The following is an 18,365-nucleotide window of genomic DNA, read 5'->3' on the forward strand; positions in this document are numbered from 1 at the left end:
TGGCTCTTCAAGGATTCAGCCGCTCGTCTTGCGACACAGGTTGTCGTTTATGCCGGAGGTAATCCGCTGAGTTATCCGGCAATGCCAAACAAAACGCCCGATGAAATTCATCGGGCGTTTTTTTGTCGTGCCGAAGCTGACTGGCAGTGAGTTCATCAGAGAGGCATACCGGCATTGCATCTCAAACCGGAACGCTCCCTCGATAAACCGGTTTAATGCACAGCGGAACCAGTCCCCGGTGCATAAACCAGGACGTTTTGCTTCCGATTTTCATTGCCTTTACCCAGAGGGCTATCGATTGAATGAATGCACGCAACGTTTTCATGGCCGGGAATGAGAGCTCTGTTGTTAGCCTCGGCGTCGAGCGAATCTAATACGGCGTTATATAACGAATTCGCCTCAATCTGGCTTGGTGCAACATGGTCAATTGTTTGAATATCTTCCACAAAATAGTCGTCAAATTTTCCTGAAATTTCCGGGGCTTTTTCTTTGGCAAAATTAATAAATGCCGCGCCGATTTTTAAGCTCGAATTCTCATTTTTACTTAAATAAGCAGCAAACCCAGGCAGATGTCTTGTCGCGGAAAACAGGAAATACGGGAGCGATTGTGCGCTTAAATTCCACGTACTTTTTTTCATTGAACAATTTGAAAAATCAGCCAGGCTAGAGAAATCTGATTTTTTCATGGTTTCATCCAGATCGGTAAATGCTTTTTTAAAATGATCCTGAACTTGCCAGTTATCCATCGCTTTCACAGTGTGTCCGTGGACATTCCCGTGATTCGGGGAAGGCAGTACTGCATTTCCCGTAAATTCATGGATAAAATTCATATCGCCGGGAGTGGAAAATCCTTGGCCACATACCGCAGCGAGCCAGTGAAACGACGGAAGGTTATCCGCTTCATTATTTTTGATAGGTTCGCTCTGATCTACACCCATTGAGTGTAATTTGGAATTAACTCGATTTATGGTTGGGAAATATGTTCCTAGTGACTCGAAAGAGACTAAAATCACCTCAAGTAAAAATTTATTGATATAGCGAATTTTTTCTTCCCAGGACAAAGTGTTGAACTCTGTTTTTTGTGCTGAGGTGTTGAAATAACGCGCTGCTACATCGTCCAGAATGCGAGTAAAAATTAACTCATTAACAGGGGCATGGGTTAATAATTTTGCATCATTTTCACTGATTGCCATCATCAGCAGATGTGGCATGTAAAATTGCCGGACTTTATTTTTAAAATCACGTCTTAGTGAGACGTCGTGGTCAAGAATTTCGGCTGCTATTTGTAAAGATTTTCCCTGCATGTCGAGCATATTCGGATTATTGAAGATGGCAGCGTAGCTTTCGTTATCTGGAATATGTTCAATTTTCAGAAAAAACCGGAGAAAATTAAGATCGTGATTGGAGAAAATAATTTTATAATTGATGTTGTTATTTTTCAGTAATTTGAAAAAAGAAATGGTAGCTAGATCATTCGGGCCGCAATCGTTGGTCGTGTCGCCCAGAAATATTACATCGATATTTGCGTCTGGATTGGCTGGAGAGGCATTTGTAGCTTGATCCAGGTTTTTTCTGAAGGCGAGGGATAAATGGATGTCATATTGAGTTAAATCGGTGATGATCTGGTCGAGAGTAGTTTTCTTGTCGTCGAGAAAATCTTTTTTTTCTTGTTCCAGTGTTTGCATTTCTGCAGTTAAGCTGTCTATTTTTCCAAATTTTCGTTTGTAGAAAGGCAAATCGCTTTCTTTTTTCAATAAATCTTTTTTTTCGATAATTTTCTCCGAAACAGTATTTAATTTTTGATTTACATTGTTGATTTCACGATAGCTAATTTTTTCAAATTTATCATGAATAATTTTAATGCTTTGATTAAATTGCTCAATGCTTTCCGCTGCTGAGCCAAGATAGCCTGCTGCGCCAATTTTTTTTGCCATTAACAAGGCATTACCGTGTCCATCGCCTATTACAATTTGACGGCAGTCAGCAAGCTTTTCTGATGACGCAATATCTGGCGTATCAAGGTCGATTTCGAATTCAACAGGTTTTTCTAGCTTCGCAATTTCTCGTGCGCGCTGGATATTCGGGCGGATTGCAGATACATCAAAAGAGTCGCCTGTTACGCCATTAAAATAAATTTTCCCATCATTGTTAATGTTGTATTTGATGTTTTTTGCGGCGTTCTGGTTGATTGAGACAATATCTTGCGCTAAAAAATGGCGAATAATAGAGGTTGTGAATTTAATATCAACTTCGCCATTTTCTGGATTAATGCAGCCATCGTGATGAAGCAACGCCAGAGCGAAAAATACCTGGGTTCCTTTTTCGGTTAAATGATACAGACTGCCGCCTTCGTTTTTTACCAGTAAATTTCTATCATAGTCTTCACCCGGATTGGTGCCGAAAATTTTGTCGCGGATGACTCGGGTGATTAAAATATTATTATTTTCCGCCGCCTCGCCAACGAGATCAGTTAAATAGCTTGAAATAGTTTTTTCAGTGCTGGAATTAGTATTTGCAACAGGAGGGGCAATGCTACTGCTTGAATTGGTGCGTGACAGGTTTGGGGAGACGGTGAGACTCATTAGCTTAATTCCTTAACAATTGGGGGTCTTTGCTAAGTAACCAGCCATGTCATTAGGTTCCCTCGGCACTTGATCGCAGCGTAATCAAGTAGCGCTCGTGCCCGGGCAGTTCGCGTCAAATCTCCTGTGCGCCACTCTCAAGCTTTATGCGGTGAACTGCACCAACAGGTTCGTGGAAACGGCGAAACAGCGAAGCGGCCAACCGCGCCACTTCGCTCTCCATCAGGCTGGCTCTTTACTTCTGCCCCAGCGCTTGCCGCACGCCTTTGCCATAGCTCGGATCAACCTGGTCGAACAGCGCCAGTTGCCGCTCGATAACGTCTTGCGGCACGCCGCGCATCGCTGCGGCGATGTTGTTATAGAAGCGCTCGCGCTGAGCCGTATCGAATAGCGCATAAAGCGCTCGCGGATGGCTGAAATAATCGCCGTCTTCCCGGTGATCGTAGCGCTCGACTGGGCCGTTGGTCGCCAGCGGCGGCTCGTTTACGGATGGGTCTTGCGGGAACGCACCATCGCGGTTCGGCTCGTAATTCACCGTGCTGCCCTGATTGCCATCACTACGCGTCATGCCGTCCCGGTGGAACGAGTTCTGCATCGGGCAACGCGGTGCATTCACCGGAATCTGATGATGATTCACGCCCAGCCGGTAACGCTGCGTGTCGCCATACGAGAACAGCCGCCCTTGCAGCATCCGGTCTGGCGAGAAGCCAATGCCGGGGACGATGTTGGCTGGCGTGAAAGCGGCCTGCTCGACGTCGGCAAAGTAGTTTTCCGGATTCTTGTTCAGCTCCAGCACGCCCACTTCAATCAGCGGGAAATCTTTATGCGACCACACTTTCGTGACGTCGAACGGATTTTCCTTGCGTGAATTGGCCTCGGCTTCGGACATGATCTGCACGCAAAAACGCCATTGCGGAAAGTTTTTCTTTTCGATCTGTTCGAACAGGTCGCGTTGCGCGCTTTCGCGGTCCTGGCCAATCAAGGCATTGGCTTCGTCATTCGTATAGTTTTCAATGCCTTGTTTCGACTTGAAGTGGAATTTGACGTAACACCGTTCGTTTTGCGCATTGAGAAACGAATACGTATGCGAGCCAAAACCGTGCATCTGGCGATAATTTTTCGGCAACCCCCGGTCGCTCATCAGGATCGTGACCTGGTGCAGCGATTCCGGATGACGTGACCAGAAATCCCAAACCGCTGTGGCATCACGCAGATTGGTTTGTGGATTGCGCTTTTGCGTGTGAATGAAATCAGGGAATTTCAGCGGGTCACGGATAAAGAAGACCGGTGTGTTGTTGCCCACCAGATCCCAGTTGCCTTCCTCGGTATAAAACTTGATCGCAAAGCCGCGTACGTCGCGCTCAGCGTCTGCGGCACCGCGTTCACCTGCGACCGTTGAAAAGCGCACGAAAGCAGGCGTGACTTTGCCCACTTCAAAGAGTTTGGCCCGGCTATAGCGGGAAATATCGTGCGTGATGGTCAAGGTGCCAAAGGCACCTGAGCCTTTGGCGTGCACGCGCCGCTCAGGGATGACTTCGCGGTCGAAGTGGGCGAGTTTTTCGATCAGCCAGAAGTCTTGCAAGGTGACCGGGCCGCGCGGGCCGGCCGTTTCGCTGTTCTGGTTGTCACCGACCGGCGCGCCGGCAGCGGTTGTCAGGGTGCGTTTTGTCATCGCTGTCCTTTTTTGGTGGGGAGTAAATCATTGCGGCAGGCGAACCCGGCATGTTGCTGGCTGGGTTCGTCTGGCTCGTTTGGCTTAGTTTGGCTCGCCTGGTTCAGGCTCAAGCGCGGGGTAGTCTAACAAGGCTTGCTGCAGGTAGTCGGTTTGTTGCGCAGTAATCGTGTGTGAATCGCCGGAGATCGACGCACGATCATGCAAGATGAATCGTGTGGTTCAACGGCTGGCGGGGGCGGCGGCGGGGGCTGACGCTGGACGCCGGGCATCCGGTGGCACGCCGAGCAGTTGCAGCGTGCCGCCGGTCACCGCGCTAAATACCGGGCCCGCGACGGTGCCGCCATAGAACGCGCGGCCAGCCGGATCGTCGATCATCACGGCGACCACGATTTGCGGCTGGCTCATTGGTGCCATGCCGACAAACAGCGCGCGGTAACGGTTCTTGGCGTAGGTCGAGCCGATTTGCTTGCGGGCAGTGCCGGTTTTACCTCCAACCCGATAGCCTTCAACCGTCGCTGCGCGGCCCGTGCCTCCGGGGCCGACTGCGGATTCCAGCATCGCGCGCAGCGAGGCTGCCGTGGCGGGCGTGGTCACGCGTGGCCCGGGAGGGAGCGCTGTGGGGGCGGCCTCGCTGTCGAGCAGCAGCCGTGCGGGGTGCATCGTGCCGTCACCGGCGTAGGCGGTATAGGCCTGAGCGATTTGCAGCAGCGAAGTCGAGAGGCCATAGCCGTAGGACATCGTGGCCTGCTCGATCGGACGCCAGCTTTTCCATGGCCGCACGCGGCCTGACGCCACGCCCGGGAAGGTCAGTTCTGGCGCGCGGCCAAGGCCGTAATCCTGATATTTGTCCCAGATGGTTTGGGCGGGCAGGTTCAGCGCCAGCTTGGCGAGCGCGATATTGCTCGATTTTTGCAACGCTTCGGCCACCGTGATGCGGCCGTGGTTGGAGGTGTCGTGAATCACGGCGGGCCCAATTTTGTAGGTGCCGGGGGCGGTGTCGATCAGGCTTTGCGGCCGGACTTTGCCGGTATCCAGCGCCAGGCCGATCACCACTGGCTTGATCGTTGAACCGGGCTCGAAGGTGTCGACCACCGCGCGGTTGCGCAACTGGCGGCCGGTCAGGCGGCCGCGATCGTTGGGATCAAAGCTCGGATAGTTGGCGAGCGCGAGCACTTCGCCATTGCGCGCGTCCAGCACGACGACGCTGCCCGCTTCCGCGCTGTGCTTAGCGATTGCCGCTTTCAGCTGCGAATACGCCAGTTGCTGAACCCGGCGGTCGATGCTCAGATGCACCGTCTCGCCATTCAGCGCAGGCACGAGCGGGCGGGTTTCCAGCACCACTCGGCCAAGCCGGTCACGGATCACCTCACGTTGCCCATCGGTGCCGCTCAGTTGCTGGTTTGCGGCCAGTTCAACGCCTTCCTGGCCTTTGTCCTCGATATCGGTGAAGCCCACCACGTGCGCGGCGGATTCGCCTTCGGGATAAAACCGTTTTGAATCGGCGATGCGGGTGATGCCCGCCCGGTCGAGCTTGTCGATCTCAACGGCCGTCGCGGCATCCACCTGGCGCTTGAGCAGCACGAACGAACGATCGCCGTCCAGGCGTTTTTTCAGCTCAGCGAGCGGCAACTTGAGCAGTTTGGCGAGCGCCGGATAGGTGGCCGGATCGAGCAACTTGGGCGTAGCCCAGATTTCATAGGTGACGAGACTGACCGCCAGCAGCGCCCCGTGGCGGTCGACGATACGGCCGCGGGTGGAATCGAGCTCGAGCGTGCGCTGGTAACGCTTTTGCCCTTGCGTGACGTAGAAATCCTGATTGACCACCTGCACCCAGAAGGCCCGGCCTACCAGCGCAGCGAACGCGGCAAACATCAGAAAGATCACCAGCTTGGAGCGCCACAGTGGCAAGCGGGTGACCAGTACTGGATTCCTGGCGACAGGGGCGTAAGCATCTTGACGCGACTTTTTTTTCTGGATCATGGAATGAAATACGGGTCCTGCATGGGTAAAACGCCAGGTGGCGGCTGGCACACAGCGTACCGCGTAGCGTGTGCGAGGCCAGCCTGACTTCGAGGCTGCGGCTGTTTGACTAACTGACTAATCAATCTCAATCAATGCGCGCCACCGGCATCGGCCGAGGAATAAACCTTGAGCTGCCAGTGAAAACGCACCGCCAGCATACGCGTCGCAAATCCGCTGACCAGCACGGCCACTGACGCGGTGTCGGCCGTGACGCCCCAATGCAGCAACAGCAGATACAGCCCGCCTGCGGCTAGCGCGATGCTGGCGTACAGATCCTGACGCAATACCAGCGGAATTTCATTGCACAGCAGATCACGCAGCATGCCACCACAGACACCGGTAATCGCCCCAGCCAGCACCACAATCGGGGTGCTGACGCCCAGCTTGAGCCCGACATTGCAGCCGATGATGGTGAAAGCGATCAGTCCAAGCGCATCGACTGCGACAAATAGTCCCTGTAAATGCCGCAGCCACGGCGCAAGCGTGGCCGCGAGCAACGCGGCGCCAATTGTAATAAAGACGTAATTCGAATGCGAGATCCACGTCAGCGGATAGTTGCCCAGCAGCACATCCCGCACCGTGCCGCCGCCCAGCGCGGTGGCCGTGCCAACCAGGCATAGCCCGAAGCGGTCCATACCCCGGCGCATGCCGACCAAGGCCCCCGACATCGCCTCGGCGGTAATGGCGATCAGATAGAGGGTGTAGAGCAGCATGGCGGTCAGTCTCTGTGAAGGCGAATCAGCAAAAGGAAAAGAGGGTGAGGAGTGCGCTGGTGCCCACCCGGGGCATACCTTACGCACCCGCAAAAGCCGCCATTATCCAGACCGCCAGGTATTTGATGAAAATTCATGAAGCAAAATTATCGAATCCAAAATTTTACTTAAGATGCTTGCGGGGCTTGCCATTGAGAGCAGTGGCATGGGTTCTGCCCGTGATGGCACCCAGCAGGGGTGCCCACGTTTTCTGTTTTGAGACATCAGAAGGCAGCGGTTTTTGGCCGCTTTCGCGCCAGACGCTATAGCCCGTGCGTCCCTGCCAACGGCTTCGATTTATTTCCGATATAGTCGCCGGGTTCAGGCGTGCCACTTCAATTTGGTGCCGCGCGGCGATGCCAGGCTGGGCTTTATGCGGACGTAAGCGAGGGTGTCGCGCGATCTGGGCCAGGCCATCAATTCAAGTCCACAAGTCCATTTTTCTGGAAAACCTAGGCGTGTTTGCCGCTGAGCTGAGCAGGCGTTAAGCAGGCGTTAACGCCCGCATCAGTCAACCGGTGACTGCCATCTGAATGCCATCTGAACAACATCCACTTTCCCCCGCGACGATTTCGACAGGCCGGCAGGCCAGTTGGTCTGCCCTGTGCGAGCCGTGGCGTTTTGCCGGAGTGACACGATGAATGCACGCGAACCTGATTTTTCTTTGCAGTCACGCAGCCAGCGCTTGCGCGAGATGCTGACCAGCCCGCAGCTTGAATTCATGATGGAAGCGCATAACGGCCTTTCCGCGCGCATTGTGCGTGAAGCGGGGTTTCGCGCGATCTGGGCTTCGGGGCTGGCGATTTCAGCGCAATACGGCGTGCGCGACAACAACGAAGCGAGCTGGACCCAAGTGGTGGATATGCTGGAGTTCATGGCCGACGCGAGCGATTTGCCGATCTTGCTGGACGGCGACACTGGCTATGGCAACTTCAACAATGTGCGGCGTCTGGTGCGCAAGCTCGAACAGCGCGGTATTGCCGGGGTCTGTATCGAGGACAAGCAGTTTCCCAAGACCAACAGCTTTATCAATGGCGAGCGCCAGCCGCTGGCCGAAATCGACGAGTTCTGCGGCAAGATCAAGGCCGGTAAAGATTCGCAGACTGACGCGAGTTTTTCCATCGTGGCCCGCGTCGAAGCGCTGATCGCTGGCTGGGGCATGGACGAAGCCTTGCGCCGTGCTGAGGCCTATCGTCAGGCGGGGGCCGATGCGATTCTGATTCACAGCAAGCTGTCGCGGCCGGACGAAATTCTGGCGTTTGCCCGCGAATGGGCCGGGCGTGGCCCGTTGGTGATCGTGCCGACCAAGTACTACAGCACGCCCACCGAGGCGTTTCGCCAGGCGGGGATCAGCACGGTGATCTGGGCCAACCACTTGATTCGCGCATCGGCTTCGGCAATGCAGGCGGTGGCACACGAAATTCACGAGAACCAGACGCTGGTGGATGTCGAAGACCGGGTAGCCCCGGTCAACGAGATTTTCCGCTTGCAGGATGCGGATGAATACTCGGCGGCAGAGCAGCGCTATCTGTCGGTGGCACGTGCTTCAGGAGCTGCTCTGGTGCTGGCTGCCAGCCGGGGCGCAGGGCTGGAGGCGGTTACTGCCGAGCGGCCCAAGGTGATGCTGCCGGTGGCGGGCAAGCCGCTGCTGCGCTGGCTGGTCGATGCGTTCAAGCGCGAAGGGGTGAACGACATCACCGTGGTGGGTGGTTACCGTGCCGATGCGATTGATACTGCGGGGATTCGTCTGGTGGTTAATCAGCAGTACGCGCAGACCGGCGAGCTGGCGTCCCTCGCCTGCGCGATGGATGGCTTGGGCTTGCAGGCCGATACGGTGATTTCTTATGGCGACCTGCTGTTTCGCAGCTACATCCTGCGCGATCTGGTGGAAAGCGAAGCGGCGTTCAGCGTGGTGGTTGATTCCACTCCGACCCAGGCGGCGAATTCAAGTGTGCGTGATTTTGCCTGGTGTTCCACGCCGGATGAGCGTGCGTTGTTCGGCAACAAGGTGCAGTTGCTGCGAGTGGCAGGCGAGCAGGACACCGGAGCGCAAGCGCCACATGGCCGCTGGGTGGGGCTGTTGAACGTGCGCGGCGCGGGCCGCGAACGCTTGCGCACGGTACTGGCGAGCTTGCGTGAGCGAGCCGATTTTGCTGCGCTCGATATGCCTGCGTTGCTGAATGCACTGATCGACGCGGGCGAAGCGATTGAGGTGCAGTACGTGCATGGGCACTGGCGCGGGGTGAATGATCTGGAAGATTTCCGCCGCGCGGGCGACTTCGCACATGCGCAATCCCCGCTGGCCAGTGGTGAACCTGCTGAACGGGATGAATCCGCTGAATCCGGCGCTTCTGCTCACCATGGGAAGGCGCTCAATGCGGCCCCGGGGGCCGCGCGATGATCGAGGCCGTACAGTTTGTCGAGGCCGCTCGGGCGCGCGGCTTCGACTGGTATGCCGGGGTGCCGTGTTCGTATCTGACGCCGTTCATCAATTACGTGCTGCAAGACCCGGCACTGCATTACCTCTCAGCAGCGAACGAGGGCGATGCGGTGGCGCTGATGGCCGGGGTCACGCTTGGGGCCGCTCCTGGGCGGCGCGGCGTGACGATGATGCAGAACTCCGGCTTGGGAAATGCGGTGAGCCCGCTAACTTCGCTGACCTGGACCTTTCGCTTGCCGCAACTGCTGATCGTGACCTGGCGTGGTCAGCCAGGCGTGCCTGATGAGCCGCAGCATGCGTTGATGGGCCCGGTGACGCCGGCGCTGCTCGATTTGATGGAGATTCCCTGGGAGCTCTTTCCGCAGGATGCTGAGGCGATTGGCCCAGCGCTGGATCGTGCGCTCGCGCATATGGAGGCTAGTGGCCGGCCTTACGCGTTGCTGATGCAAAAAGGCAGTGTCGCGCCGTATCCGTTACAGCCAGGTGTGAGTGCGTTGCCGCCTCGGGCTGCGCGGGGGCTAGCGGTAGAACGTGTTGCTACGTTGGGGGGGGCGATGGCTGTTGCTACGGCTACCGCAGCCACCACAGCCACTGCAGCCACCACAGCTACCGCAGCCACCACAGCCACTGCAGCCACCACAGCTACCGCAGCCACCACAGCCACTGCAGCCACCACAGCTACCGCAGCCACCACAGCCACCACAGCCACTGCAGCCACCACAGCTACCGCAGCCACCACAGCCACCACAGCTACCGCAGCCTTGCCAACACGTCAGGCGGCTTTACAGCGCGTGATGGCGCACACGCCAGTGGCGACGACAGTGGTGCTGGCCTCGACGGGATTTTGCGGCCGCGAGCTGTATGCGCTTGAGGACCGTCCGAACCAGTTGTACATGGTCGGTTCAATGGGCTGCGTGACACCGCTGGCACTTGGGCTGGCATTGGCGCGTCCTGACTGGCACGTAGTCGCGCTTGATGGCGACGGTGCGGCGCTGATGCGTATGGGGGTGTTTGCGACTTTGGGCGCTTATGGGCCAGCCAATCTCACGCATGTGCTGCTGGATAACGGCGCACACGATTCGACCGGTGGCCAGAGCACGGTTTCACCTCAAGTGTCGTTTGCCGCGATAGCTGCCGCCTGCGGTTACACGCTGGCACAAGACAGCAATACGCTCGATGCGCTCGATGCGCTGCTGGCCGTGGCAGCGCTTGATGAAGAACCACTCGATGAGCCTTTCAAGGGGCCGCGCTTTCTCCGCCTCGCCATTGCTTGTGGCACGCCTGACGGTTTGCCGCGTCCCACGATTACTCCGCCCGAGGTGGCGGCGCGTCTGATGCGTCATCTGAATCAAGGTCAGCGCCACGGCGTGCAATGACGATGCTGTTACTCAAGCTGCGCGTCAGGGTCACGTATGTGCAGTTGCATGACGCGCTCAAGGTGGTTTGTCGGCGCAGTGGTTCCGGATCTCGACGATAGGCGCGCTGCAGGCGGTGGATATCGAGCGGCGACTGACGATGTTTGCGAGGTTACTGCGCAGAGGGTGGTGAAGGCGCTGGAGCGTTAGCCAGCGGTGTAGCGGCGAGAGCTGAACGAGGGGCTTGATCCTGTTGGGAGCCCGGCACCCGGCACCCGGCACCCGGCACCCGGCACCCGGCACCCGGCACCCGGCACCCGGCACCCGGCACCCGGCACCCGGAACCCGGAACCCGGAACCCGGAACCCGGAACCCGGAACCCGGCGTTGTGACCCTGTCAGATGGAAAGCAGGAAAGCAGGAAAGCAGGAAAGCAGGAAAGCAGGAAAGCAGGGCCCACCCGCGCCTGATTACGTTTCCCCCGCTTCCCGCTTTTCTTCGCCACAGCGCTTACTACGCGAGCCAGAGCACAGGATCTTTATCGGGTGGCCCATCGGGCTGCTGCGGCTCGTCATGATGACGACCGGGCGCGGGTGGAATTAACGGATCGCCTTGAGGATCCCCGGTTGGATCAGACAGGGGCCCAGGCAGCGGACTGGTATGCATGCAGTGCTTCATGATTGACCTCCGTCAGAAATTGCGGGTTGGTGCATGAGAACCAGAGTAGGAGATCTTGCCCGCCTGTGTGGCCTCGGCCTCCTTCAGCGTGCTGCAAGGCTGCCGGACGTGATAACGCTGCCCAGATCGCTGGCGGTGTCGATATCCAGCAGGATGCCAGGGTCATCGAGTTCTAGCCGCAGGTAGTCGCGCTGCGCAAACAGCGCTCGCGCGCCGCTGTCGCCCTCCAGTGCGGCCAGGCTGGCGCGATGTTGCGCGCTGACCCCAACCGGATGGCCGCGCTGAGCGCGATAAAACGGCGCGACCAGGGCTGCGCCCTGATCGAGCGCTCTGGCCACGGCTTCGATGCTGGCGGGCGCGATCGCGGGCATATCGGCGAGGGCGATGATCCATCCTGTTTCGTCGTGGCTTGCCTTGACAGCGGCTGCCAGGCTGGCCCCCATTCCGCGCGCCGCTTGAGCGGAAATCATCACGTCGCAGCCTGCCTCGCTTAGCAAACGGGCGAGCGGCTCGGCATCTGGCCGAACCACGGCAAGCACGCGCGGCACGCTTTGCAGCAAGCGCTCAGCGGCCTCCTGCGCGACACAGCGGCCATGCGGCAGCGGTGCCAGCAGCTTGTTGTTCAAGCCGGATGGATCGAAGCGAGAACCTTGCCCTGCGGCGAGCAGGATGCCGCGTGCAACTGATTGATAGGACATAAGCGCAAAGGAGAGCAGCGAACGAACGTGAGCGGGGGCTTGTATAGGGACTGATGCGATGCCGCGATACCCCGTAAAAGTTGACGCATTGTGTCGGGCAAGGCTTGGGCTGGCAAGGCTGCAGACGTAATGAATCCATTGGGGTCAACGAGTTCCGGCCCGCGCGCTGTCAGCGGTTTTCAACTGCTTTAGCGCGTTAAATCGAGTTAAATTTTCCCGGTTATCAAAGCGTGACATAACCCGTTGGTTTTTCCGGGTATTCAAGAAGTTGAAATATTTCTGTCGAAATTTTCTTCATCCTTGCAAACTTCGCCCTGTTGCAGCTTTGGCTGGCTGGGCGGTGCTTGAATCATGCGGCGAATAGGCTTGGCCTGTAGCACGCCACGCAGGCTGTACTCCGGTCTGCAGCCTTGAATTCGCAGAGAAAGATCAACAATCTAAAAGGTTGAAATAGATGTCTTGTACCGCTTGCATTTTTTTCGAATTTGAGATGTTGCATTGGGAGCCCAAGTGATAATGCGCGGCTTCCTTCCTACTCATTGTCGGCTTGATTCCGGCGCGTACGGTATGCCGGATTCCCTCCTTTTTATTCCCTGCCTATCCATGTTGATGTCCCGCTGTTATGCCGCTGGCTTCAGTTATCTGCACAGCGGGAGGTGCTGATGTTGTCGATTTTTAATCGGGGCGAGCGCCTCAGCAGTGGCTCCATGCGCTTTGTCACGCAGCGCACCGCGTGTGTCATCGCGGTGAGCGCGGCGTTGGGCACGGCCATCGTGGCACTGGCTGCGGGCGTGGCCATTGGCCGGTATCTGCCTGCGCAGAACGGCGCTGGCGATCATGAAGCCAGCCAGATGGAACGCGATTACGCGATCAAACAACTCGGCAAGCTCAATGCCACCGTGGCGCAAATCGAGCCACGTATTACCCGGCTCGCTACCCAGGTTGGGGCGTTACAAGATTTCGAAGCTCGCCTGAAAACACCCAAACCCGTGGCGCGCGCTGCGACTGGCGCGGCGGGTGATGCCGCGTTCGAAAATGAGGGCGGCCCGTCGTTGCCACCCCAGCGTTGTGCCGATCTTGCCCCGCAGAATGCTCAGACTGATGCCAGAACTACGCGTGAGCAGCTCGCCTGCCTCGCCGCGACGTTGTCCGCGCTGGAGCAGGCCACCGCCTCGCATGCGGTTGCTTATGCGGCGTTTCCGGGCCGCACACCGGTGGCTGGGGCGCGCTTTGGTTCACCGTTTGGCAACCGTCTCGATCCGTTCAACCGCAATCTCCACTTTCATTCGGGCATTGATCTGGCCGCGCCGTCTGGCACGCCGATCCTGGCCGCAGCCGGTGGCCGCGTGATTTTTTCAGGCCACCGTGCGGGATATGGCAACACCGTTGACATCGATCACGGCAATGGCCTGGTCACGCGCTATGGCCATGCTGCGAAGCTGATTGCCCGCGCCGGAGATCTGGTGCTGCCACGGCAGCACATTGCCGATGTGGGCTCGACAGGGCGCTCCACCGGGCCGCATCTGCATTTCGAAGTGCTGGTGAATGGCACGCCAACCGATCCCACCGCCTATCTGGCGCTGTTCGACGCAGGTTTCCATGGCTAATCCACGGGGTTCGCGCAAAGCGTCAGATCAACTGACACGCACCCGTTATGCACTGCAACCAGTCCGTTCGCGGACGCGTCAACTCGTGCTGTGGGGCACTGCATGTGTGAGCTGTCTCATCCTCGGCGCAGCAGTGGCCGGGGCGTATTTTCAGCACAGCGGGACGGTGCCGTTCGAGTTATGTGAGCCCTCCGCTAGTGAAGCTGATCTTCAGGCTGAACTCGCCCGCACCCAGTTGGCGCTCACGCAGGAACGGGCCTCGCGTGCGGCGGTGCAAAAAGTGGCCGATGCATCGGCAGCAGATGCTAGCCGCCTGACGACCGAGCTGCTTTTCCTGCGTGGCCAGAAGCAGGCACCACGCTAGCCTGGCAAGGCTGCCGCCGCGCAGGTTTGCCGCGAGGGCCAAGCCCTCTCCTGACCAACCGATTTATCCAGGTGAAAACAATCATGTTTAGCAAGAAGAAACAGACAGGCATCCATCAGACCAAAATTGCGACCCTGATCGCGCATGACGTGCAGTTACGGGGTGACCTCGAATTTAGCGATGGTCTGCGCATGGATGGCCACGTCGAAGGCAATGTCTCGGGCAAGCCCGGCAGCCAGACGTTGCTGGTGCTCAGTGATCGCGGCTCCATTACCGGCAACGTGCATGGCTATGACGTGGTGGTGAACGGGCGGATTGTCGGTGACGTGATTGCGGATCATTTTGTTGAGCTGCAGGCGAACGCCCATGTCACCGGCAATATTTTTTATCAGCAACTGCGCATGGATTGCGGTGCCTCGGTCGATGGCAAGCTGGCGCGGCGCGAGGGAGCAGCGCCCGTGGCAAACGCTGCTGCGGCCGATATGTTTGCTCAGGAACACGCAGGCTAAACGGCGAACGCGGGCATCGTGCCCCGCGCTCGCTATCCCCTTTAGCGGTTATAGATAGCCGCTTGACCGTGTATTAGCTGGCGCTCTCTAGCGCCGGATAGTCGGTATAGCCGGTTTCACCTTCAGCGTAATACGTGGCCGGATTCGGGGCATTCAGCGGTGAGCCCAGTGCGAAACGGCGCGGCAGGTCCGGGTTCGCAATAAAGAGCTGCCCCCAAGCGACTGCATCGGCTTCACCCGCATCCAGCGTGCGTTGCGCGCTTTCCAGAGTGAATTTTTCATTGGCGATATAAGGCCCGCCGAAGGCATCCTTCAGCATCGGGCCAAGCCGGTTTTCGCCGAGCGATTCACGCACACAAAGAAAAGCCAGCTTGCGCCGGCCGAGTTCGCGCGCGACATAACCGAAGGTAGCGGCTGGAGCGGAATCGCCCATCGCATGCGAATCACCTCGCGGTGACAGATGCATGCCAACCCGGTTCGCGCCCCACACTGAAATACAGGCATCCGTGACTTCGAGCATCAGGCGGGCGCGGTTTTCGATTGGGCCACCATAGGCATCGGTGCGCAGGTTGGTGCTGTCCTGCAAGAACTGATCGAGCAGATAGCCGTTCGCGCCATGCACCTCCACCCCATCGAACCCGGCCGCTTTGGCGTTCTCCGCACCCTTGCGGTAAGCCTCGACCACGCCGGGGATTTCCGCCAGATCGAGCGCTCGGGGGGTGACGTAGTTACGCAGCGGCCGCACCAGGCTGACATGTCCTTGTGCGGCAATCGCGCTTGGTGCCACGGGCAGGCCGCCATTCAGAAAGACGGGATCGGAAATACGGCCGACATGCCAAAGCTGCAGAAAGATCCGTCCACCAGCCTGATGCACCGCCTCGGTGACGAGCTTCCAGCCCTCGACTTGCGCGTCTGACCAGATGCCAGGCGTCGCCGCGTAACCAACCCCTTGTGGGGTGACCGCCGTAGCCTCGCTCAAGATCAGCCCGGCCGATGCCCGTTCTGCGTAGTACTGCGCCATTAGCGCATTGGCCACCCGGCTATCTCCCGCGCGCTGCCGCGTGAGCGGCGCCATGATGATGCGGTTCGGGAGCGTGAGGTCACCGATCTGGAGTGGGTCGTGAAGTGTTGGCATAAGAAGTTACCTTTTGTGGGTGGGCGTTGAACCCTGGCAAAAAGAACAACAGCGTGAAGCGCCTGCAAAGCCCGGTTGGGCCTACCTCGGATACGTCATAAAGCGTGCGTCATGTAGTCCACGAACGCCTGAATCAGCGGCTCATTGCGCTTGAAGAAAACCCATTGGCCGATGCGCTTTGAAGTCAGCAAGCCGGTGCGCTGCAAGGTGGCGAGATGAGCCGACACGGTGGATTGCGACAGACCGCAACGCGCCTCAAGCTTGCCCGCGCAGACACCGTGTTCGAGCGGTAATTCCTGATCGGCGAAATGCTTTTCGGGCTCGCGCAGGCAGGTGAGAATTTCCCGCCTGACCGGATGAGCCAGGGCTTTGAGGATGGCGTTGATATCGAGCGTCATAAGCAGCGGTTGAGCCTTGGGAGGCGTCGAGAAAGACAAATCGTCAGATGGCGAATCATATATCGTGTTTTTGCGATATTTGTGATGGCACTACTACCAGAAGGGTGATGACGTATCAGGCGGGACTGAACGTGACGCCTGATCCTTGTTAAATGCAACTAACGGTCTAGTAATTTGAGCAGCCCGAAACCGGGCGAACCCAACGTGCTAAACACCTGGTGCCTATGCCTTCCTGCGAGCAGAAGCAGGGGGCATAGGCCTGGACGACAGATACAGATGACTGGAGGAAAAATTAGCGCTTGCCGTCCAGCAACGCGCCAAGTAGCGCATCGAAATCCGCTTGGGCATCCTCCAGCTCCTGAAGCGCTGCATCAAACGTTTGCAGTGTCATTTGCGACAGTTCGCCGTCGCCGGTAGGAGGGAAGCGGGCTTGCAGCGCAGAAAACGCACTTTGTACCCGTTGCGTGGCTGTGACCACCCGTGTCATCGCACGGCTTTCTTCGTCTCGTGCCTGTTTGTGATCCATGAACGCTCCTTGATTGATCGGGTTAAGCGCTGCTAATGCAGCAAAGCCGCTTAGCAGCAAAGCAGGTTGCAACGAAAATCTGCGGCAGATCTTCCCATACAAGTTTTGCCGCTTGACACGGGTCTCCCCGGTTTATCCCAGCGGCAAACCTCCGTTTGCCTTCACCTCACGCAACGACAGCGATGATTCAACCGAGGTCACCCCAGGCAAACTACGCAGTTCATCGCGCATAAACGCGCCATAGTCGTCCAGATCCCGGGCAACCACCTGCAAGACGTAATCAGCGCTGCCCGAAACGTTATGGCACGACAGGATGCGGCTGATGGCCAGCACTTCGCGCTCGAAGCGCATCGCCACCGCACGGTCATGAACCGCGAAGCGCACGTAAACAAACGCCACCACCCCAAACCCAAGCGCTGAACGCGACAACATCGCCCGATAACGCTCGATATACCCCTCGCTTTCGAGCCGCCGCAGCCTCCGGGCGCAGGGCGTTTCGCTCAGGCCCACGGTTTCGGCTAGACGTGCATTGGACATGCGGGCATCCGCCTGAAGCGCGGATAAAATCGCGCGGTCAACTTTATCTAGTTCAGTCATGAACAATCTCGCTGAATGAAATTCCCTACAAAAGTTAAAAATAATAGTGGAATTCGCTAAATTAAAAACTCTCTTTTATGAAAATAGCCGGAATATTCCAGTTTGCTAATTGCAATATAGAGTCTTCATTTTTTCTGGAAATACGATGATTTCCGCACACTGGATGGCCATGTTTATCGCCGCACTCGCGGTGGTGTATGCGGTCCCCGGCCCTGATATGGCATTGATTTTGCAGACCAGCATCGGCCGGGGGCGGCGCGGCGGTTTTGCCGCAGCGGGTGGCCTGGCGCTGGCGCGGGCGGTGCATGTCACGTTGTCGGCATGCGGGGTCGCGGCGCTGTTGCGCGGCGCGCCCTGGTTGTATGACGCGCTGCGCTATGGCGGAGCGGTTTATCTGGCGTGGATCGCGTTGCAGGTTTTCCGCTCGCCGGTATTTGCGCTGCCCATGGCGGGCACCGCGCCGGTGATGCAAAAGCCGCTGCGAGCGGTGTTTATCAAAGGGCTTTTGACCAATTTGCTTAATCCCAAAGCATTGCTGTTCTGCTCGGTCTTGCTACCGCAATTCGTGCAGCCCGGCCTTGGGCCGGTGGCATGGCAGATGCTGCTGCTCGGCGTGCTGCTGGTGGCGACAGGAGCCTGCTTTGATCTTGTTTTCACCCTGGGCGCGGTGCGTATCGCGCACTGGTTGCGGCGTCATCCGCTGGCGCAGGCAGCGCAACGCTGGACCTTTTCTGCGGTGCTGCTTGGCTTCGCGTTGCGGTTGTCGCTCGATTAGGTGCTTTGGGCTGTGCCGCCAGGTTTATTGATGAGGCTTATGCGGCTGGCTTGCTGGCCGCCCCCAGGTAGTCGAGCTTGCCTAGTTCGACGCCGTTGTGCCGCAGGATGTCGTAGCTCGTTGTGATATGGAAAAAAAAATTGGGCAGGGCGAATTCCTTAATGACTTTCGTTCTCTGGCGATAAAAATATTGGCGCGATTTAAATCAGATTTTTTCTGGTGATTCATGTCGTATTTCACCAAGGGTCTGTCG

The 18,365-nt window shown here is 57.6% G+C and carries 15 protein-coding genes and 1 pseudogene; 6 read left to right on the forward strand and 10 right to left on the reverse strand.

Annotation, left to right across the window (positions count from 1 at the left end):
- Positions 1-212: 212 nt before the first annotated feature.
- The 4 genes from GH656_RS15620 to GH656_RS15635 all read right to left on the reverse strand — a co-directional run bounded on the left by GH656_RS15620 (position 213) and on the right by GH656_RS15635 (position 6,992).
- Positions 213-2,582 (reverse strand): hypothetical protein, encoded by a 2,370-nt coding sequence (locus tag GH656_RS15620; RefSeq protein WP_153076971.1) that lies wholly within the window; start codon positions 2,580-2,582, stop codon positions 213-215.
- Between the two features lie 235 nt (positions 2,583-2,817).
- Positions 2,818-4,254, reverse strand: coding sequence for a catalase (locus GH656_RS15625; RefSeq protein WP_153076972.1), 1,437 nt, complete (start codon positions 4,252-4,254; stop codon positions 2,818-2,820).
- A 222-nt stretch (positions 4,255-4,476) separates the two neighbouring features.
- Positions 4,477-6,237 (reverse strand): peptidoglycan D,D-transpeptidase FtsI family protein, encoded by a 1,761-nt coding sequence (locus GH656_RS15630; RefSeq protein ID WP_153076973.1) that lies wholly within the window; start codon positions 6,235-6,237, stop codon positions 4,477-4,479.
- Positions 6,238-6,368: 131 nt separating this feature from the next.
- Positions 6,369-6,992, reverse strand: a complete 624-nt coding sequence (locus tag GH656_RS15635; protein ID WP_153076974.1) for a trimeric intracellular cation channel family protein — start codon at positions 6,990-6,992, stop codon at positions 6,369-6,371.
- A 676-nt stretch (positions 6,993-7,668) separates the two neighbouring features.
- Between GH656_RS15635 and aepX the strand changes: the two genes are divergently transcribed.
- Together aepX and GH656_RS17930 are read left to right on the forward strand one after the other, a co-directional pair.
- The gene (gene aepX / locus GH656_RS15640) at positions 7,669-9,432 is read left to right on the forward strand and encodes a phosphoenolpyruvate mutase (RefSeq protein ID WP_153076975.1); all 1,764 of its coding nucleotides are present in this window, start codon (positions 7,669-7,671) and stop codon (positions 9,430-9,432) included.
- Positions 9,429-10,847 carry a thiamine pyrophosphate enzyme family protein gene (locus GH656_RS17930; RefSeq protein ID WP_246184339.1) on the forward strand — a complete coding sequence of 473 codons (1,419 nt, stop codon included), beginning with the start codon at positions 9,429-9,431 and terminating at the stop codon, positions 10,845-10,847. Before aepX ends, GH656_RS17930 begins: the two co-directional genes overlap by 4 nt.
- Positions 10,848-11,586: 739 nt before the next feature.
- Here GH656_RS17930 and GH656_RS15655 read toward each other — a convergent pair.
- Complete coding sequence (locus tag GH656_RS15655; protein ID WP_153076976.1) at positions 11,587-12,201, reverse strand: nucleotidyltransferase family protein; 615 nt, start codon at positions 12,199-12,201, stop codon at positions 11,587-11,589.
- Between the two features lie 662 nt (positions 12,202-12,863).
- Between GH656_RS15655 and GH656_RS15660 the strand changes: the two genes are divergently transcribed.
- The 3 genes from GH656_RS15660 (at position 12,864) to GH656_RS15670 (ending at position 14,681) form a co-directional block, all read left to right on the forward strand.
- Entirely contained in the window at positions 12,864-13,808 is a 945-nt protein-coding gene (locus GH656_RS15660; protein WP_153076977.1) for a M23 family metallopeptidase, read from the forward strand.
- On the forward strand, positions 13,801-14,172 hold the full coding sequence (locus GH656_RS15665) for a hypothetical protein (RefSeq protein ID WP_153076978.1): 372 nt from the start codon (positions 13,801-13,803) through the stop codon (positions 14,170-14,172). Before GH656_RS15660 ends, GH656_RS15665 begins: the two co-directional genes overlap by 8 nt.
- An 83-nt stretch (positions 14,173-14,255) precedes the next feature.
- Positions 14,256-14,681: a bactofilin family protein gene (locus GH656_RS15670; RefSeq protein ID WP_153076979.1), complete on the forward strand. Its 426-nt coding sequence runs from the start codon at positions 14,256-14,258 to the stop codon at positions 14,679-14,681.
- A gap of 73 nt (positions 14,682-14,754) precedes the next feature.
- On the opposite strand, the gene GH656_RS15675 is transcribed toward GH656_RS15670, so the two are convergent.
- From GH656_RS15675 to GH656_RS15690, 4 genes are all read right to left on the reverse strand, one after another.
- Entirely contained in the window at positions 14,755-15,816 is a 1,062-nt protein-coding gene (locus tag GH656_RS15675; protein ID WP_153076980.1) for an alkene reductase, read from the reverse strand.
- Between the two features lie 95 nt (positions 15,817-15,911).
- Positions 15,912-16,214 (reverse strand): ArsR/SmtB family transcription factor, encoded by a 303-nt coding sequence (locus tag GH656_RS15680; RefSeq protein ID WP_153076981.1) that lies wholly within the window; start codon positions 16,212-16,214, stop codon positions 15,912-15,914.
- 292 nt (positions 16,215-16,506) lie between these two features.
- Positions 16,507-16,740 carry a hypothetical protein gene (locus tag GH656_RS15685; protein WP_153076982.1) on the reverse strand — a complete coding sequence of 78 codons (234 nt, stop codon included), beginning with the start codon at positions 16,738-16,740 and terminating at the stop codon, positions 16,507-16,509.
- A 132-nt stretch (positions 16,741-16,872) separates the two neighbouring features.
- Positions 16,873-17,337, reverse strand: coding sequence for an Lrp/AsnC family transcriptional regulator (locus GH656_RS15690; RefSeq protein ID WP_174769802.1), 465 nt, complete (start codon positions 17,335-17,337; stop codon positions 16,873-16,875).
- A 145-nt stretch (positions 17,338-17,482) separates the two neighbouring features.
- Here GH656_RS15690 and GH656_RS15695 point away from each other — a divergent pair, with 145 nt between their 5' ends.
- The gene (locus tag GH656_RS15695) at positions 17,483-18,112 is read left to right on the forward strand and encodes a LysE family translocator (protein ID WP_153076984.1); all 630 of its coding nucleotides are present in this window, start codon (positions 17,483-17,485) and stop codon (positions 18,110-18,112) included.
- A gap of 37 nt (positions 18,113-18,149) precedes the next feature.
- Here the strand turns inward: GH656_RS15695 and GH656_RS15700 are convergent.
- Positions 18,150-18,314 (reverse strand): annotated as a pseudogene (locus GH656_RS15700) (DUF1993 family protein); the annotation flags it as partial.
- Between the last annotated feature and the right edge of the window lie 51 nt (positions 18,315-18,365).

Source organism: Paraburkholderia bonniea (genome assembly GCF_009455625.1).
Lineage (GTDB): Bacteria > Pseudomonadota > Gammaproteobacteria > Burkholderiales > Burkholderiaceae > Paraburkholderia > Paraburkholderia bonniea.

What these genes read in the sequence shown, in the direction of transcription:
- GH656_RS15620 (WP_153076971.1), bottom strand. Translation starts at nt 2,582, where the DNA reads ATGAGTCTCACCGTCTCCCCAAACCTGTCACGCACCAATTCAAGCAGT.
- GH656_RS15625 (WP_153076972.1), bottom strand. Translation starts at nt 4,254, where the DNA reads ATGACAAAACGCACCCTGACAACCGCTGCCGGCGCGCCGGTCGGTGAC.
- GH656_RS15630 (WP_153076973.1), bottom strand. Translation starts at nt 6,237, where the DNA reads ATGATCCAGAAAAAAAAGTCGCGTCAAGATGCTTACGCCCCTGTCGCC.
- GH656_RS15635 (WP_153076974.1), bottom strand. Translation starts at nt 6,992, where the DNA reads ATGCTGCTCTACACCCTCTATCTGATCGCCATTACCGCCGAGGCGATG.
- aepX (WP_153076975.1), top strand. Translation starts at nt 7,669, where the DNA reads ATGAATGCACGCGAACCTGATTTTTCTTTGCAGTCACGCAGCCAGCGC.
- GH656_RS17930 (WP_246184339.1), top strand. Translation starts at nt 9,429, where the DNA reads ATGATCGAGGCCGTACAGTTTGTCGAGGCCGCTCGGGCGCGCGGCTTC.
- GH656_RS15655 (WP_153076976.1), bottom strand. Translation starts at nt 12,201, where the DNA reads ATGTCCTATCAATCAGTTGCACGCGGCATCCTGCTCGCCGCAGGGCAA.
- GH656_RS15660 (WP_153076977.1), top strand. Translation starts at nt 12,864, where the DNA reads ATGTTGTCGATTTTTAATCGGGGCGAGCGCCTCAGCAGTGGCTCCATG.
- GH656_RS15665 (WP_153076978.1), top strand. Translation starts at nt 13,801, where the DNA reads ATGGCTAATCCACGGGGTTCGCGCAAAGCGTCAGATCAACTGACACGC.
- GH656_RS15670 (WP_153076979.1), top strand. Translation starts at nt 14,256, where the DNA reads ATGTTTAGCAAGAAGAAACAGACAGGCATCCATCAGACCAAAATTGCG.
- GH656_RS15675 (WP_153076980.1), bottom strand. Translation starts at nt 15,816, where the DNA reads ATGCCAACACTTCACGACCCACTCCAGATCGGTGACCTCACGCTCCCG.
- GH656_RS15680 (WP_153076981.1), bottom strand. Translation starts at nt 16,214, where the DNA reads ATGACGCTCGATATCAACGCCATCCTCAAAGCCCTGGCTCATCCGGTC.
- GH656_RS15685 (WP_153076982.1), bottom strand. Translation starts at nt 16,740, where the DNA reads ATGGATCACAAACAGGCACGAGACGAAGAAAGCCGTGCGATGACACGG.
- GH656_RS15690 (WP_174769802.1), bottom strand. Translation starts at nt 17,337, where the DNA reads ATGACTGAACTAGATAAAGTTGACCGCGCGATTTTATCCGCGCTTCAG.
- GH656_RS15695 (WP_153076984.1), top strand. Translation starts at nt 17,483, where the DNA reads ATGATTTCCGCACACTGGATGGCCATGTTTATCGCCGCACTCGCGGTG.